Below are 15,473 nucleotides of genomic sequence, written 5' to 3'. Positions count from 1 at the left end.
TACTGTGCTAACCGCCCCGCTTTGCCGTATCCAGTTTTGTCCAATAACCTTGCGTTATCGGACGGAAAAATGATATGCTCGGAAACATGAGCAGTATCACGAATAGCGGCACCAAAATCGAGGATTCTGACGCGTCTGACGCAGAGATTTCGAGCTCAGCACCCCATACCGCGCCGAACAGTGACGAGCGCGACGAGAGAACCTCTCGGGACGGAGCCTCAATCGCTCTGCCCGCCCATGTGGCCGGCTCCGGCGCGCTCGACCGGCTGATCGATACCGCCCGGGACTATGCCGAGGCCTCGACGGCTGGGAACACGAACAAGGCCTACGCCGCCGACTGGAAACACTTCACCCGCTGGTGCCGGTTGAAAGGCACGGAGCCTCTGCCCCCCTCGCCGGAGATGGTTGGACTTTATCTGGCTGATCTGGCCGCCGCGACCGGGAAGGCCCCTGCTCTCTCGGTCTCCACCATTGAGCGGCGCCTCTCCGGCATCGCTTGGAATTACAGGCAGCGAGGGTTCACTCTTGATCGCAAGGACCGCCATGTCGCCACCGTTCTGGCCGGGATTAGGCGCAAACACGCGCGTCCGCCGGTTCAGAAGGAAGCGATCCTGCCCGAGGACATCCAGGCCATGGTGGGCACCCTTCCCTATGATCTCCGCGGGCTTCGAGACCGGGCGATCTTACTTCTGGGCTATGCTGGAGGTCTCCGTCGCTCCGAGATCGTGAGCCTTGACGTGCACAAGGATGATACACCGGGCTCCGGCGGTTGGATCGAGATTTTCGAAGATGGCGCTCTGCTGACACTGAACGCCAAGACCGGGTGGCGCGAGGTCGAGGTTGGGCGCGGCTCAAGCGACCAGACCTGTCCTGTCCACGCACTTGAGCAATGGCTACACTTTGCGAAGATCGACTTTGGGCCGGTCTTCGTGCGCACCTCGCGGGACGGCAAACGTGCCCTCGAGGCCCGCCTCTCCGACAAGCACGTCGCTCGGCTGATCAAGGCAACCGTTCTGAAGAGCGGCGTCAGATCCGATCTGCCGGAAGCCAAAAGGCTGGCAATGTTCTCTGGACATTCCTTGCGCGCCGGGCTCGCCTCGTCGGCAGAGGTTGATGAGCGCTATGTTCAAAAGCACCTGGGACATGCGTCGGCCGAGATGACCCGGCGTTACCAGCGCAGGCGCGACAGGTTCAGGGTGAACCTGACCAAAGCCGCAGGGCTGTGAAGCTCAGGAATCTTGACGCGTTGGTGAAGCGCTAAGATGAAATTCCAGCGCTTCAGTTTCAGCTTTCTGCTTCAATTGAAATCGGGAATTAAACGCGACAGTGATACATAAAATTGCAAACGGCCCGTTTTCATGTCCCTGATAGGCTATGCCCGCGTTTCCACAGAGGATCAGACCCCCCTGCCCCAGTCCGAGACGCTGCAATCGGCGGGCTGTGCCGAGATCTTTGAAGAGCACGCCTCAGGCGGCAATCGCGCGCGTCCTGTGCTCGCGCGGGTGCTCGAACGGGTCCAGAGCGGCGATACGCTGGTCGTCGTGCGGATCGACCGGCTTGCGCGGTCTCTGTCGCACTTACTGGAGGTGATCGAGCGTCTGGAGGCCAAGGGAGCTTTCTTCCGCTCGCTGCAGGACCCCATCGACACCGCCTCCCCTCAAGGAAAATTCACATTGCAGGTTCTGGGCGCCGCGGCGGAGTTCGAGCGCGCGCTGATACGTGAGCGCACGAAGGCCGGGCTTGTCTCTGCACGCGCCAAGGGCCGCGTTGGTGGCAATCCTGGGCTTCGCACCAAAGACCCCGCCGCGCTGCGCAAGGTGCGGCTGGCACGACAGGACGGCTACATGGAGCGCCTGAACGAAACCGCGCAGGATTGGGTGCCCCATGTGCGCCGCCTACGGCCGGATATGGCCTGGGAAGACGTGCTGCGGATTATCAATGCCCCCCTGCCCCAAGACCGCCGTTGGACGCAAAGCCGCCTGCTCCGTGCCGTGAAGGCATATGTGCGGGATGGGTTCCTGCCCGCTGAAGTGCTTGGACGCGCTGGACGCCGCAAAACCGACGATCGCCTGCCTGCGATTGTTGCGGCCATCAAAGGTTCGGACCCGGATATCACGCTACAGGCGATCTGCGACCGGTTGGAAGCCATGCGTGAGCGGACTCCACGGGGACGCACAAGCTGGCAACCGTCATCCGTCAGGATGCTGTTGGAACGGGCGGAGCGACTTGGGTTGCTGGTCAGGCAAATGGATTGACGATGCGCAGCCGATCCTCGACCAGCAATCCGTCGTGCATGTCCTCAGTCCACAAAGTCGTGCACCCAGCGATCAGCGCGGCAGACACGATCATCGCGTCATAGACCGATAACTGGTACTTCTCTGCCAACGCGCGACCGACTTGATGGGTTTGAACCGTTAGGCCCTCGACAGGGCATACGGACGTAATACCCTCAAGAAACGCTCCGGTATCTTCCCAACTGAGCCCAGCTTTCCGTCGGCAATTGACCATCGCTTCGTTCAGGACCTGAACGCTGATCCGGGGTCCCTGCCCCAGAATTTCCTCCGCCCTCTCAGCCTTTGGACCATCGTCGAGCAGGTAGAGCACAACATTCGTGTCTGCGAATTCAGCGCTCATGCGCGGCGTCGCGGCTTAGACGCGCATCCTTGGGCAGTTTTCTGCGAAACCGCCTCAGCCCTTGTAGAACTTCATCGGCGCGAGTTTGGCGTCTCACAAGAATGGTTCCATCGTCCTTTACCAGGTCGACCTGATCGCCTTCCTTTAAGCCGAGTTCCCTCACAAGATCCGCGGGTAGCCGGACGGCAAGGGAGTTTCCCCATTTGGCAACTTGCATCTTGTCCTCTCAGGCATGGATAAACATCCAGTAATGTATATCCAGAACTGCCAAAAGGCAAGCTCTGGTGCGCTCAAAGCCATGCTGGAGCCCTCCGACAAGAGTTCTCCCCTGTCCCTTTTCGTGAGATGCGGTGCGTTACACCATGCAGCAGGAAGCCTAACAGCCTTGTGTTCGGTGACGACTCGCCCACTAGATGTGGAAAAACCTTGCGCGAATCCGACTCTTGCGCCAATAGTCACGGAAACGAGGCAAAAAACGTCAATTTCCGTGAACACGCCAAAGACGCGATGTCTCGGAAGCGAGAGGGCAGATGGATAATACCTTTGTGCATGAGGATCTCAACGCGGTGATCCGCCAGCATTCGGAATGGCTGGCGAACCAGTTGCATTCGCAACGTGAGAGCCTGTTTCCACCCGATGCCGAGAAGACCATGCGCAAATTCACCTCTGGTGAGGCTGCGGCGCTGCTCGGCGTAAACGATTCCTATCTTCGCAAACTCAACTTGGATGGCAAAGGGCCTTCTCCCGAGCTTACCGCCGGCAACCGTCGTCTTTACTCGGCGCAGGATATCCAGGCGCTGCGTGTACTCCTTGAAAAAACCGCTCGCAAGCCGGGCGATTACGTTCCCGGACGACGAGAAGGTGATCATCTTCAGGTCATCGGCGTGATGAATTTCAAGGGCGGGTCCGGAAAAACAACAACCTCTGCCCATCTCGCCCAACGGCTTGCCCTGCGCGGATATCGTGTGCTGGGCATTGATCTTGACCCACAAGCTTCCTTCACCGCGCTGCACGGCGTTCAGCCGGAATTGGACCTCGAAGATGGCGGCACTCTCTACGATGCGATCCGCTATGAGGACCCGGAGCCGATCCGGTCGGTCATCCGCAAGACCTATATCCCCAATTTGGACTTGATCCCCGGCAACCTCGAACTGATGGAGTTCGAGCACGACACCCCGCGCGCGCTGGCGCAGGGCAATGCCGGACTTTTCTTCTTCCGCGTGAAGGAGGCGCTGGCCCAGGTCGATGAGGACTACGACGTGGTCGTCATAGATTGCCCTCCGCAGCTTGGCTTTCTGACCATGTCCGCCCTGTCCGCGGCCACGGGCGTTCTGGTGACCATCCATCCAGAGATGCTCGATGTGATGTCCATGTCGCAATTCCTCCGCATGACAGCCGACCTCATGGACGTGATCGCCGAGAGCGGCGCTGACATGTCTCATGACTGGATGCGCTATGTTTTGACCCGCTACGAGCCGCAGGATGCGCCGCAGAACCGCATCGTGGCTTTCCTGCGAACAATGTACGGCGAAGCCGTGCTGAATTCGCCCATGTTGAAGTCCACAGCCATCTCAGATGCGGGCCTGACCAAGCAGACACTTTATGAAGTGGAACGCAGCGCGTTCACGCGTTCCACCTATGATCGCGCGATTGAGAGCCTGAATACGCTGAATGACGAGATCGCCGACCTAATCCAGAAAACCTGGGGGCGCACATGACCAGTGGCAAGAAGAAGCGCATGTCAATGCTGGACAGTCTCGCGGCAGCTGGGGCCCCCTCCCCTGCCCCTCAGACAGGTGCTGTGACACCGATGATGACCTCGAATCGCGCCCTTCGGTCCGCCCGCGACGCGGTCGATTCCCATCATGTTTGGGAACTGGACCCGGCGAGCATCGAAGACGGGCGTATGGCGGACCGGCTTGACCCGGCCGATGTACTGGATTTGCGCGATGCGATTGAGGCGAACGGTCAGACTGTTCCGATCCTCGTGCGACGTGCGCCGGGTGAAGATGATCGCTACCTTTTGGTCTATGGGCGACGCAGGCTGGAGGCGATCCGTCAGTCCGATAAGGTTACCAAGGTTCGCGCGTTAGTCACCAACCTGGATGACGACAGCGCTCTGCGTGCTCAGATTTCGGAGAACATGGGGCGGCGCGATTTGTCTTTTATTGAAAAGGCCCTGTTCGCAAAGGACCTTGTGTCGTCCGGCTTCGGAAATCAATCTCAGGTTGCAGAAATTCTTACCGTCACGAAGTCGTCCATATCTATGGCGATCGCGATCGCGGACATGGTCGGGCCGGATCTGGTACGCGCCATTGGCGCCGCCCATGGCATTGGCCGACCCCGATGGGAATCCCTTGGTCGGGCCATCGACGAAAATGGTCTGGACTGCGAGGACCTTATCGGGATCGCGAAAGAGGCACGTGAAAATGCCGAGACCTCCATGGTGGTGGATGACGTTGCCTCTACCAATGACACGTCCATCCAAGCGTTCCTGGCCGTAGAAAAGGCTGTGACCAAGGCGATTAAACCGGCCAAGTCGCCCTCCCCTGCCCCACCTTCCAGCGTCCCGCTGAAGATCGGCGGCAAACGCGGCGGCACGGTCAAACGCACTGCCAAGGGCCTATCGATCGAGTTGGCGGGTGGAGACTTCGCCGATTGGGTCGAGACGCAAGTGCATGACATGATTGAAGACCTTCACGAACGCTGGAAGCAGCGGTCGGAAGACTGAGGAAGAGCAGAAATCAAAGAAGGAGGCACGAAAAGGCAAAAGAAAAGGTCCCGCAAAGCGACCACTCCACGAGACCCTAACTTGTTTCTAGCACCTTCAAGGTAGTGTCCGGAGCTATTTTCCGCAAGTCCAAAGTGATTCGCGGACCGGGATATTTTTGTCTTCGTGAATGACAAAATGGACTACACGCCCGTAACGCCGTTCCGGCGAACGATAGATGCTGCCATCCTGAAACATCAGGCAGCGACCCAAGAAGACCTGCCCCCAGCCGGCGCCAACAAGTGGGAGGTCCTGAGGGAGCTCGCTGCCGCTCGAGTCGCGTTCGGCTTGTCCGATCGGGATTTGACGGTGCTTCAGGCGCTGGTCAGCTTTCACCAAGCGACAATTCTCGGAGGCAATGACAGCGAATTGATTGTACATCCGTCCAACAAGGCGATTTGCGAGCGCCTGAACGGCATGCCCTGCTCGACGATGCGGCGCCACCTCTCCAACCTTGTGCAGACTGGCTTTGTTGTCCGGCGCGATAGCCCCAATGGGAAGCGCTATGCCCGCCGCTACGGCGACGAAAAGGTTGCGTTTGGGTTCGACCTCTCTCCGCTCGTTCGACGCTTCCAGGAGGTTTGTGAGGCCGCTGAGACCGTCCGGGCCGCAGAAGAGCGGTACAAGCGCTTACGTGCCACTGTGAGCCTCATGCGGCGTGACCTCGCAGGGCTGGCCGAGTACGGGCGCTCACTTCGTCCGGATCAGGGCGTCTGGGACCAATTCTCTGATCTTGCGGCCCTAATGGCCCGAGATCTTCGCAGAAAACTCGAAATGGAAGACCTTAGGCGCATCGAAGACGCTTTGGGGTCAGCTTTAGATCACGCCCGAAGCCTTCTGGATGGCTGTGAAACAGAAAATATGAGCACCAATGATGCTGTTTCTGAGCAGCACTATCAGAATTCAAATAAAGACTCTTATGATCTTGAACCTCGCTTAGAAAAAGCGCGGGGCGGAGGCGCTGTGCGCGAAACTCCAGAAGTTGCCAATAGTCATCTGTGTTCTGAAGATGAGGGCAACTCAACGGCAACTATTGACGATCAACTGATGCCGAACATACCGCTTGGTCTCGTCCTCGCTTCCTGTCAGGAATTCAAAGCGTATTCCGAGCAGCCCGTGCGCCACTGGCACGATCTGGTCCGGGTGGCTGATGTGGTCAGGCCCATGATGGGTATTTCCCCGTCCGCGTGGGACGAGGCGAAACGCTATATGGGTCCCGAAGAAGCGTCTGTTGTGATCGTTGCAATGCTTGAACGGTTTGCGGATATCCGATCACCTGGAGGCTACTTGAGAACCCTATCTTCAAAGGCAGCAATTGGGGAGTTCTCCTGCGGTCCGATGATCATGGCCTTGATGCGGCGGGATGCTGCATGATGAGTTCACAGCTGTGAACTCGGCTGACAAGTAGGATAGCTCGGGATAGTTCACAGCTGTGAACTTCTTTCCAACACGGTCAGAGGTTGCGCTCGCGGACTTGGCCAGAAACAGGGTGCTTCGGTTGCCAGTCACACGGGCATGTCACCGTCTCCAAAGAGGTTTGGAAAGAGCCGCTCTCTATAATCCAACGGAAACGTCAACCGTACTGGCGTCTTCGGCGAGGCGGACGTCATGTATCCGGCGGCGGTCAGTTTACTCAGCGTGTTGCGAGCAGTACGCTCGGACGTCTTGAGCACAATCTGCGCATCGCCTCGTTCCAGTGCCCCATGACGAAGAACCGCCGAGATTAGTTCCGGCGCTCGCTTGTCATCGATGGTATCTGCAACAAGACGACGATACCGTTGGTCTAGTCCGCCGAGATCGAACAATCTTGCTGAGAAGGTGATCTGGTCGAGCGTCACCTTTAGGAACCACTCACTAAACGTCTTCAGTGCCGCTTCTGACAGGTTCCCCCGTCCGTCGCGGTCTCCGCGGCGTGGACTGTCGGCCAGATCCATCATCCGTTTGTACTCGCCTCGATCGGTTAGCCCGCGGGCCAGCCCACGTGATACGGACCAGAGCCCTTGGCCACCAATCCCCGCTGTGAGGGCCATGGCATGAGACATCAGTCTGCTGACACGACCGTTCCCATCCGGGAAAGGGTGGATGTAGTTGAGCCGGTGATGTGCAGAGGCGATCGCGATGATCCGTCCGCTCGAAGACCGCGCCGCAATCTGAAATCGTTTGTCGAAATGGTCCATGAATGCCGCGACGCGCGACGATGAAGGAGGTAGGTGGCGCCCGACCGCAACTTCCCGATCATCATCCTGGCGCATGCGTCCCGGAACGATGGGCTCTTGTGTGCCGTCGGGATGTTCGATGACCCGAAACTCATCCGGCATCTCTTCGTAGAAGCTCTTATGGACCCAAGTCAGGAATTCGACGGATGTGGGGCGGGGCAGGGTGCCCTTGCGATGCATCTCGTCGATGGCCCGTTGAACGATGACGTGCGCTCGGGCCTCAAGGGCGAGGGGACGGGTTTCTTCCTCAAGCTCGGCGCCCGCCAGCGCCCTTTCGATGTCGCGGGGGCGCGTGTTGTGTCCTTCGATCAGGTTGGAGTAGTAGCAGTTCATCACGCGGACGAGATCGGCAAGCTCGGCTGCGCTGTCAGGATGCAACCCTTGTCCCAGCCCGGTGGCTTCCCTCTGGATGTCGACCGAAAGGTCTGCCAGTTCTGTGGGAATATGCTCCTCGAAGAAGCAGGGTTCGATCCTGGCGGGTGTTTCCAGCATTTTTGCCGATCTTCCATGTTTGCAAAGTAATTGAAAAATAAACACATTTCGTACTTTCAAGCAAGGTTTTGCCGATATGCGTTGCCGATCTTGCCTGCCGATCTGGAATTGCTGCATGAAATCAATGGCTTCGGCAGAAGGGCCGGGCTTTTCGGTTTTGTTGTGTGCCCAAAGGGGCCGGAAAAAGAGAAAGTGTCCTTCGGGTTTTGTGACTGACGGATGAGGGCCTTTGGGGTCCCTCAGATGGGTCCGGGCCGGATTCCGGTCTGCTGTTATTGATGAAGGGCATTCCGATGCAAACAGGTGTCTTGTGCGTGTTACGCGCGACCGCCGCCTCGTGGTGGCGGCACAAGGAACTACGCCGAACCGGCCAGACGGGCCAGGCACTGCAGCTCGAGCGTGAGACCGTCCTGCGTGATCTCGGCTATCTGAAGCAGGCGGCGTCATTGCCAAACGCGCACGTGATCTGCGGGGAGGGTGGGACATTCCTCCATCTCGGTTGGACCACCGTTTCGACCTTCGCGCCGATCGAGCGCTTTCCCTTGGCCACTCTTGTGGTCGCACGAGGGACGCCCTTCATCGATATCCGACCCGTCACCGATGTCATTGCCTTCGCGAGACTGCCGCGGGTGGCGCGGGACGGATCGGTCGACCCTGATCCTTGCGGTTCTGGCAGATCCGTCTCGCTGACCGCCTACATCGACATGGTCGAAGCCCTCGGTGCCAGGATCGCCAACGATCCGAGGCCCCTTCAGTCAATCTAATCATCATTCCTTCACACCAACATTCGAAAGGAGGCCAGCCATGGCCCGATCCCGCACGACCAAATTCGATGCCTCCGAGGTCATCACAAACGAAATCATCCGCATCATCGAGCGCGGCGTCCTGCCGTGGCGCAAGCCCTGGACCGCAGGCGGCAGCTCACGCCCCCTGCGCGTGGGCGGCGAACCCTACCAGGGGGTGAACAACTTCCTGCTGACGATGCGGACCGTGATGGCGGGCCACAGCTCTCCCTTCTGGATGACGCTGCCGCAAGCCAATGCGTTGGACGCAAAGGTCCGCAAGGGCGAGAAGTCCTCTGTCGTCGTTTATTACGGTCAAAGCCGGAAAGACGCGGGCGCAGATGAGCATGACCGCAGCGACGGGGATGATCACTCCGAGGAAGCCCGTATATTTCGCTTCCAGAAATCCTACCGTGTGTTCAATGCCTGCCAGATCGAGGGCTTGCCCGACAGCTTCTTCCCTGACCCGGAGCCCGTGCCCGAGCATCCGCCGTCAGAGCCCATCCCGCACATGCAGGCGTTTTTCGATACCATCGACATCACGACCGTCTTCACGGGCACAGAGGCGTACTATTTGTCCCCCGTGGACAAGGTCTACATGCCGTCCATCACGCGGTTCCAGGACCCGCGCAATTTCTACGGGGTCTGGGCGCACGAGCTGGCCCATGCCACGAAAGCACCCCATCGACTGAACCGTGATTTCGGGTTCTCGAAGTTTGGCAACACGTCCTATGCGCGCGAGGAGATCGTCGCGGAATTGACCTCGGTGTTCCTGGGTCAGACGCTCGGCTTCACGGCGCATACGCTCGAGATGAATGCCGCCTACCTGCACAACTGGTTGCGGGTCCTTCGGTCGGACAAGGGCGCGATCTTCCGGCACGCCGCGGACGCGCAGCGCGCCTGTGATTATCTGATCGCCAGATCGGAGGTGGGCAGGGCAGGTCGCAGTGCCGAGGCCGCCTGACCGCACGGAGAACGGAGACACCCATGTCACGTAAGGAACCCAAAACGCTGCGGGTGGCCTGCTTCAACGACGGCCGCCGCAAGATCATCACCTTCAAGCGCGGTGCCTATTGGTGGAGCGCTGCCGAGGGCGCTTATCCGCTCTCGGCAGCGCTCGAGAGCATCAAAGAACAAGGCGGCTGGATCGAAACCATCCCCAACCCGAATTACAGACCCAAAGGGCTGTTCGGGTGGGGCGCCTTCGGCCTCGATTGATCCGCCAAGCGGAAAAGAAAAAGCGGGCTTTGAGAAGGGTGTTTCAAACCTCTCAAAGGAGATCCCCATGTCCATGAATGTTCAACCCCAGCTAGACCGTCCGGATCCGACCGTGATCGCGGTGCAGAACGACGCGTTTCGCAAACTTGCATGCCTTGGGGTGCCGCCCGCGCAACCCATCCAGGGCCGCATGCATGTCACCCGCTCGCTTATGGAGGCCGGCGATGGCTTCATGGCCGAGGCGGTGAAGGCGACTGGTGCGTTCGATACATTCGAGCCTGAGAATGATCCCGAGGGCTGGCATGATTTCGGGGCGGTCGAGATCCGGGGAGAGACCGTGTTCTGGAAGATCGATCTCTATGAAGCAGACTCGGACTTCCGCTATGGGGCTGAGACCCCGGACAATCCTGCCACCACCATGCGCGTGCTGACCATCATGCTGGCGCGCGACTGGTAGGGCAGGGGACTCCTCACCCTGACATCTGAGACGATGAAGGCCCGCTGACCCCTCAAAGGGAGAGTGGGCCTTTTGTTGTGGTGATCCCTGAAGACGGGGATTGGCCGCGCATCTGAATGCGCGGGCCGCTCCAAACCCACCGAAAAGGAAACGCCATGACCACAAGCTTCAAACCCGTCTCCGTCGCCATCGGCGATCTGGTCTCACATCCCGCCAATGTGCGCAGCAACTCGCCGGAAACCTATGATCCTGAGAACATCGCCCATCTGAAGGCAAGCATCGCCGTTCTGGGTCTCCTGCAGCCGCTCATGGTCCAGAAGCTCGACGGCAAATATGCTGTCCTCGCCGGTGGCCGTCGGCATGCCGCGCTGAAGGAGCTGGTCGCGGACAGGGCCGCGAAAGGCTTCACGGCGAAGGCCAAGATCGACTGCCGTCTTGTGCCAGAGGATTGCGATGTCACCACGGCCCTGTCGCTCGCTGAGAACATCACCCAGGCGCCGATGAATGCCATCGACGAGTTCGAGGCTTTCGCGCGGATGATGGAGGTCGACGACCAGACGCCCGAGACGATCGCAAAGACCTTCGGCACCACGGTGGCGGCCGTGAAAGGCCGGTTGCGCTATGGCCTGATCCACCCCGACATCCGCGCCGCGGCCCGGGCCAAGACGATCACGCTCGACACGATGAAAGCCTTTGCCGAGCACCCGAGCCAGGAGGCGCAGCGCGAGGTCTTCGAGGCGCTCACAAAAGACGGCGGCTATCTGCAGGCCTATACCGTCCGTCAGGCGCTCAAATCCCGCGGTGTGCAGGTCAGCGATGATATCGGGGCTTTCGTGCGCGCGGACTACGAGGCTCGCGGCGGCGCCGTCGCGGCTGACCTTCTGGAAGAGCATTCCGTGCTGGAGGATGCAGCGCTGGTCGAAACCATCCTGCTCGAGAAGCTCGGTGCCGCCGCCGAAGAGGCCCGCATAAAGCTGGGCTTTGCCTGGGCCGATGCGATGGTGCGCTATGATTACGCGACCATGGCCGACTATGGCCGCGTCTATCCCGGCCCGATCGAGCCGGATGAGGCCACCCAGAAGCGCATCGATGAGATCAGCGCCGAACTCGAGAAATTGCAGCTCGAGATGGAGGATGAGGGGCTCGAGGACGGTGCCTACAATGCCCTTTACGAGCGCGTTGACGCTCTGGAAGAGGAAGCCCGCGATCTGCAGGAGGCCTACAGCGACGAAGATCTGGCCCGCGCTGGTGTGATTGCGTCTTGGTCGAGTGGTAATGTCACGCTCCATGTGGGCCTCGTCCGCCCGGAAGACACCGTGAAAGAGGAAGGCGCGCGCGGCTCCTCGGCTAGCCCGAGTGGGGAGGAGGCCCCGGACGCCGGCGAAATCAGCTACCCGGCCTCACTGGCCGAGGATCTCAAGACAGAGCGCGCCATGGCGCTCGGGGCCGCAATGGCGCTGAATCCGGAAGCCACGCTCGATCTGACGCTCTTCAAGCTGGTCAGTGACGTTCTGGCCAGCGGCATGAGTGTCACGCAGGCGATCAAGGTCGAGGCCCGCAATGAATACCGCAGCCATGCCAAGATGGACGAGATCGACGAGACCTCGCTCGAGCAGGTGGCGGCGGCGCATGATGCGCTTGATCTGTCCTGGCTCGATGACACCCGCGCGCCCGCCGATCAGTTCGCGGCGTTTCGCGCGCTGGAGACAGGGGAGAAGGCCAAGCTCGTGGCCTATGCCACCGCCAGCACCACGCAGTCCTGCTTCGCGCGGGATCCTCGGCGCGACAGCCTGATGCATGCGTTCGAGATCGAGATCATGCCCGATATCCGCGCCCACTGGACGCCGAATGCGGCGCTCTTCAACCGCTTCAAGAAGGCTTGGCTCCTGAAGATCCTCGGCGAGGATCTGGGTCTCGCCCAGGAGGCGGTGACGCTGGCCTCGTCGAGCAAGAAGGAGATCGTCGCCTTTTGTGACAAGCTCTTCGCCGAGCCCTTCGCCACGCTCACGGACGCGCAGCGCGCTGCCGTGGCCGCCTGGTGCCCGCCGATGATGCAGACAGCCGGTGTCGCCTGTGATGAGGCGGAGCCCGCGGCGGAAACCCCGGAGCCTGACGGCGACATCGCGCAAGCGGCCTGAGTCCTCACGCGACCCGCGCGTGGACCATGCCGCCCGCGCGGGTCGACCCTTCCAAACCGAACAGAAAGACATCCCCATGGCTATTCTCAAGTTCTCTGCCTCCGCTGTTGCGGCGCAAATCGCACATGCGCGTGCCTGCAAGACCTTCCTGCCCAACTGGAACGGGCCCGTGGACAGGCCGGCCCTGATCCTCATCGTCGGCAATGGTGTGCATCTGCGCTCAAACGGCATCGATGGCACGACCACCCGTATCGTTACCACCGAGCAGGCCGATCCCTCCTTCGCCTTCGCCGACGGCATGAACCCGTTTCGGGACACCGACTGGATGGCGCAGCGCCGCATGGCGTTTCGCGATCTGACCGGCCAGTTTTACACCGACATCCTGGATGACGTGCAGGTGCTCATCGACCGGGGGCGAGGGGCCATCCGGCTCGCCACCGATGGCCACAGCATCCGCGTCTTCGTGCGCCGGGCCTCGGACTATCTCATCGGCGGGACCTACGAAGTGCCCTCGGGCCTCGGTGGCATCTTCAGGGTCATCCTCAAGGATGCCTGCGACACCTTTGCGATCGTGCAGAACTGTGGCAATTGCGAGGATTTTGACGCCATGCAGCCCTACCGCGTGCCGCTCGATGCGCTGATGGAAATCGATGACCGGAGGGCGGCGTGATGGGTTGGCTCTTCTACACCGACGGCCGCGTCCAGACCTACGCGGATGAGAAAGCGGAGATTGCTCGGCTGTGCACCTTCGAGGGCGAAAGGCGCAAGACGGAACTGGTCAAAGCCTGCAAGGTGGGTTCGACTTGGTACGCGGCGGCAAAGGTCACAAATATCGACGGCACCCCTGTCGAAGACACGACCTATGTCACCGATGCGGATGGCTCCATCACTTTCGCCGCCGTATTCCTTACCCGATATGATGACGGCTGCTGGGGCTACAAGGACATGGAGGAAAGCGCGGGACCGGTCGAATCCCGCGCGCCACTGAGCCTATTGGCCCTGCTGTCCGAGCTGAAAGACCCAGACAGCTATGCTCATGCCTGGCGCCAGCGCTGCCAGGACTGGGCTGCGATCCCGGACTACGAGGAAGGCGACAAGATCAAGCTCGCCACCCCTGTGACGCTCACCGATGGCAGTACCTGCCAGATTGTCACCGCGACCCACTACAGGCGTGGGCGGCAAAAGCGCCGCTGCTACCGCATCGAGGAAACCGGTGGGCTCGTACGCCTGTCGAAGGCCTCGCTTGCAGGCTCGGAACTGCTCAGCTCCGCGAAGGGTGCGGCCAGCCCAGTGCTGGCGGAGTTCCTGGCGGGGAGATAATAGGTCCTGCGCCGGACCGTTGATCGACCTGCCCGGCGACAGCAGATCCTGCGGCTTATCTTGACATGGCAATGCAAATGCATTACCTATCGCGGGCAGCAAAGAACCTTTTCTTCAGGAGACTGCCATGACAGCCCTCGCACAAGATGTCTCGAAACTCACGGATCGGTATCAGACGACCGTACCGGCGGGTGTGCGCAAACAGCTCAAGCTGGGCAAGGGCGACCAGATTCGTTACTGCACCGAGCCGAGTGGCAGGGTCTATATCGAGCCCGTGCGCAGCGACGAGGAAGATCCCGTGCTCGGAGCCTTTCTCGATTTTGTCGAGGCCGATATCAAGGCGCATCCGGACCGCATTCGGGCGTTCGATGGGGCTTTGCATGACCGTCTTGCAGCACTGGTCGGAGACGTTGATGTCGATCTCGATGCGCCGCTATCGCTCGAGGATGAATGAGCGGCGATAGCGTGCCCGCCCAAGCGCCCCTTGTCGTGAATGGATGGTCGATTTATGCGCACCCACTCTTTCTGGACCAGCTCGAAGGGCTGGTCGAGGAGGTAGAGGCGCGTAAGGCTCGCGATCCCAAGACCTGGCACAAGAAAAACCCGACGAAACGGCTGGCCGCCATCTTCAAGCTGGTCACCGAGGCCATACCTGCAGATCCGGGTGCCGCCGCCTTCCGGCAAGGCGGCACACTCGGCGATCACCGCAAGCACTGGTTCCGGGCGAAATTCTTCCAGCAGTATCGGCTGTTCTACCGGTTCAACAGCGATGCGAAGGTCATCGTGGTGGCATGGGTGAACGACGACAAGACCCTGCGCGCCTATGGCAGCAAGACGGATGCCTATGCGACGTTCAAAGGGATGCTGGAAGATGGCAACCCACCTGACAATTTCGACGCGCTCTTGAAAGAAGCTGCAGCGGCAGGCAAGCGGTTCGAGAAATCCCTTGAAGCGGTGCCCGATCGGTAAGTGGGCCAGCTTGCTATGACCCTTTGGCACTATCATTTACGACGCCACGCTCGAAGATGTAGCATCGGCTGATAATGCGGTCGGAGAAAGCACAATGAATGAGACGGAAAAGGATAGGCAGCACCTCGGTCTAGAGGAGCAATGCGCGCCTGACCTGACGGGGCACCGTTTCCCAATTGCTGTGCGCGTTGCAGACATGCCCGATGACCTCGGCAAGCTGCTGGATATCGGGCTCGAGGAGCATTTCCGTGGCCGCTGAAGCGAATTCTTATGACACGTGGTTTTGCGCGCAGGTGCAGGCCGCGCTGGAGGATGCACGCTCGGGAACATCTCAGGTTCAGGTGATGCAGGCCGCACAGGCATTGATTGATGCGAAGCGGCAGGTCGAACCCAAGTCCTGACCAAGCCTTTGAGGTCGGCGCGGTCTGACTACGTCACCCTGAAAAGCGAAAGCGGGCTTTTTGTCCTTTGGAACTC

The 15,473-nt window shown here is 60.1% G+C and carries 19 protein-coding genes; 16 read left to right on the top strand and 3 right to left on the bottom strand.

Annotation, left to right across the window (positions count from 1 at the left end; all coding sequences use genetic code 11):
- Positions 1 to 86 precede the first annotated feature (86 nt).
- On the top strand, positions 87 to 1,226 hold the full coding sequence (locus TQ29_RS17955) for a tyrosine-type recombinase/integrase (RefSeq protein ID WP_054540615.1): 1,140 nt from the start codon (positions 87 to 89) through the stop codon (positions 1,224 to 1,226).
- Positions 1,227 to 1,358: 132 nt separating this feature from the next.
- Positions 1,359 to 2,255: a recombinase family protein gene (locus TQ29_RS17950; protein ID WP_054540541.1), complete on the top strand. Its 897-nt coding sequence runs from the start codon at positions 1,359 to 1,361 to the stop codon at positions 2,253 to 2,255.
- Here the strand turns inward: TQ29_RS17950 and TQ29_RS17945 are convergent.
- Positions 2,239 to 2,634, bottom strand: a complete 396-nt coding sequence (locus TQ29_RS17945) for a PIN domain-containing protein (RefSeq protein ID WP_012187367.1) — start codon at positions 2,632 to 2,634, stop codon at positions 2,239 to 2,241. The two genes, TQ29_RS17950 and TQ29_RS17945, sit on opposite strands and share 17 nt — an antisense overlap.
- Positions 2,624 to 2,851, bottom strand: a complete 228-nt coding sequence (locus TQ29_RS17940) for an AbrB/MazE/SpoVT family DNA-binding domain-containing protein (RefSeq protein ID WP_054540540.1) — start codon at positions 2,849 to 2,851, stop codon at positions 2,624 to 2,626. The genes TQ29_RS17945 and TQ29_RS17940 overlap by 11 nt, the downstream gene beginning before the upstream one ends.
- A gap of 313 nt (positions 2,852 to 3,164) precedes the next feature.
- Between TQ29_RS17940 and repA the strand changes: the two genes are divergently transcribed.
- The 3 genes from repA (at position 3,165) to repC (ending at position 6,778) form a co-directional block, all read left to right on the top strand.
- A complete protein-coding gene (repA, locus tag TQ29_RS17935; RefSeq protein WP_027263652.1) occupies positions 3,165 to 4,352 on the top strand; it encodes a plasmid partitioning protein RepA in 1,188 nt (395 codons plus the stop codon).
- Positions 4,349 to 5,365: a plasmid partitioning protein RepB gene (gene repB, locus TQ29_RS17930; protein ID WP_054540539.1), complete on the top strand. Its 1,017-nt coding sequence runs from the start codon at positions 4,349 to 4,351 to the stop codon at positions 5,363 to 5,365. Before repA ends, repB begins: the two co-directional genes overlap by 4 nt.
- Positions 5,366 to 5,542: 177 nt before the next feature.
- Entirely contained in the window at positions 5,543 to 6,778 is a 1,236-nt protein-coding gene (repC, locus tag TQ29_RS17925) for a plasmid replication protein RepC (RefSeq protein ID WP_012187363.1), read from the top strand.
- A gap of 131 nt (positions 6,779 to 6,909) precedes the next feature.
- On the opposite strand, the gene TQ29_RS17920 is transcribed toward repC, so the two are convergent.
- Positions 6,910 to 8,112 carry a Fic family protein gene (locus TQ29_RS17920; RefSeq protein WP_054540538.1) on the bottom strand — a complete coding sequence of 401 codons (1,203 nt, stop codon included), beginning with the start codon at positions 8,110 to 8,112 and terminating at the stop codon, positions 6,910 to 6,912.
- A 293-nt stretch (positions 8,113 to 8,405) separates the two neighbouring features.
- Between TQ29_RS17920 and TQ29_RS17915 the strand changes: the two genes are divergently transcribed.
- The 11 genes from TQ29_RS17915 (at position 8,406) to TQ29_RS17870 (ending at position 15,397) form a co-directional block, all read left to right on the top strand.
- Positions 8,406 to 8,876, top strand: coding sequence for a hypothetical protein (locus tag TQ29_RS17915; RefSeq protein WP_235974561.1), 471 nt, complete (start codon positions 8,406 to 8,408; stop codon positions 8,874 to 8,876).
- Between the two features lie 40 nt (positions 8,877 to 8,916).
- Entirely contained in the window at positions 8,917 to 9,858 is a 942-nt protein-coding gene (locus TQ29_RS17910) for an ArdC family protein (protein WP_054540536.1), read from the top strand.
- Between the two features lie 23 nt (positions 9,859 to 9,881).
- Positions 9,882 to 10,112: a DUF6330 family protein gene (locus TQ29_RS17905; protein WP_054540535.1), complete on the top strand. Its 231-nt coding sequence runs from the start codon at positions 9,882 to 9,884 to the stop codon at positions 10,110 to 10,112.
- A 67-nt stretch (positions 10,113 to 10,179) separates the two neighbouring features.
- The gene (locus TQ29_RS17900; protein WP_054540534.1) at positions 10,180 to 10,569 is read left to right on the top strand and encodes a DUF3768 domain-containing protein; all 390 of its coding nucleotides are present in this window, start codon (positions 10,180 to 10,182) and stop codon (positions 10,567 to 10,569) included.
- A gap of 155 nt (positions 10,570 to 10,724) precedes the next feature.
- A complete protein-coding gene (locus TQ29_RS17895) occupies positions 10,725 to 12,707 on the top strand; it encodes a ParB/RepB/Spo0J family partition protein (protein ID WP_054540533.1) in 1,983 nt (660 codons plus the stop codon).
- Between the two features lie 76 nt (positions 12,708 to 12,783).
- Complete coding sequence (locus tag TQ29_RS17890; RefSeq protein WP_054540532.1) at positions 12,784 to 13,377, top strand: hypothetical protein; 594 nt, start codon at positions 12,784 to 12,786, stop codon at positions 13,375 to 13,377.
- Complete coding sequence (locus TQ29_RS17885) at positions 13,377 to 14,027, top strand: hypothetical protein (protein ID WP_054540531.1); 651 nt, start codon at positions 13,377 to 13,379, stop codon at positions 14,025 to 14,027. Before TQ29_RS17890 ends, TQ29_RS17885 begins: the two co-directional genes overlap by 1 nt.
- A gap of 127 nt (positions 14,028 to 14,154) precedes the next feature.
- Positions 14,155 to 14,481 (top strand): type II toxin-antitoxin system PrlF family antitoxin, encoded by a 327-nt coding sequence (locus TQ29_RS17880; protein WP_005668772.1) that lies wholly within the window; start codon positions 14,155 to 14,157, stop codon positions 14,479 to 14,481.
- On the top strand, positions 14,478 to 14,996 hold the full coding sequence (locus TQ29_RS17875) for a type II toxin-antitoxin system YhaV family toxin (protein ID WP_024099306.1): 519 nt from the start codon (positions 14,478 to 14,480) through the stop codon (positions 14,994 to 14,996). The genes TQ29_RS17880 and TQ29_RS17875 overlap by 4 nt, the downstream gene beginning before the upstream one ends.
- A gap of 94 nt (positions 14,997 to 15,090) precedes the next feature.
- Positions 15,091 to 15,255 (top strand): hypothetical protein, encoded by a 165-nt coding sequence (locus tag TQ29_RS20985; RefSeq protein ID WP_009819683.1) that lies wholly within the window; start codon positions 15,091 to 15,093, stop codon positions 15,253 to 15,255.
- A complete protein-coding gene (locus tag TQ29_RS17870) occupies positions 15,245 to 15,397 on the top strand; it encodes a hypothetical protein (protein ID WP_043754116.1) in 153 nt (50 codons plus the stop codon). Before TQ29_RS20985 ends, TQ29_RS17870 begins: the two co-directional genes overlap by 11 nt.
- Positions 15,398 to 15,473: the final 76 nt, after the last annotated feature.

The organism is Actibacterium sp. EMB200-NS6, from assembly GCF_001305615.1.
Taxonomy (GTDB): Bacteria; Pseudomonadota; Alphaproteobacteria; order Rhodobacterales; family Rhodobacteraceae; genus Actibacterium_A; species Actibacterium_A naphthalenivorans.
Note: the sequence above shows the minus strand (reverse complement) of the source record. Positions and strands in the feature narration are given on the sequence as shown.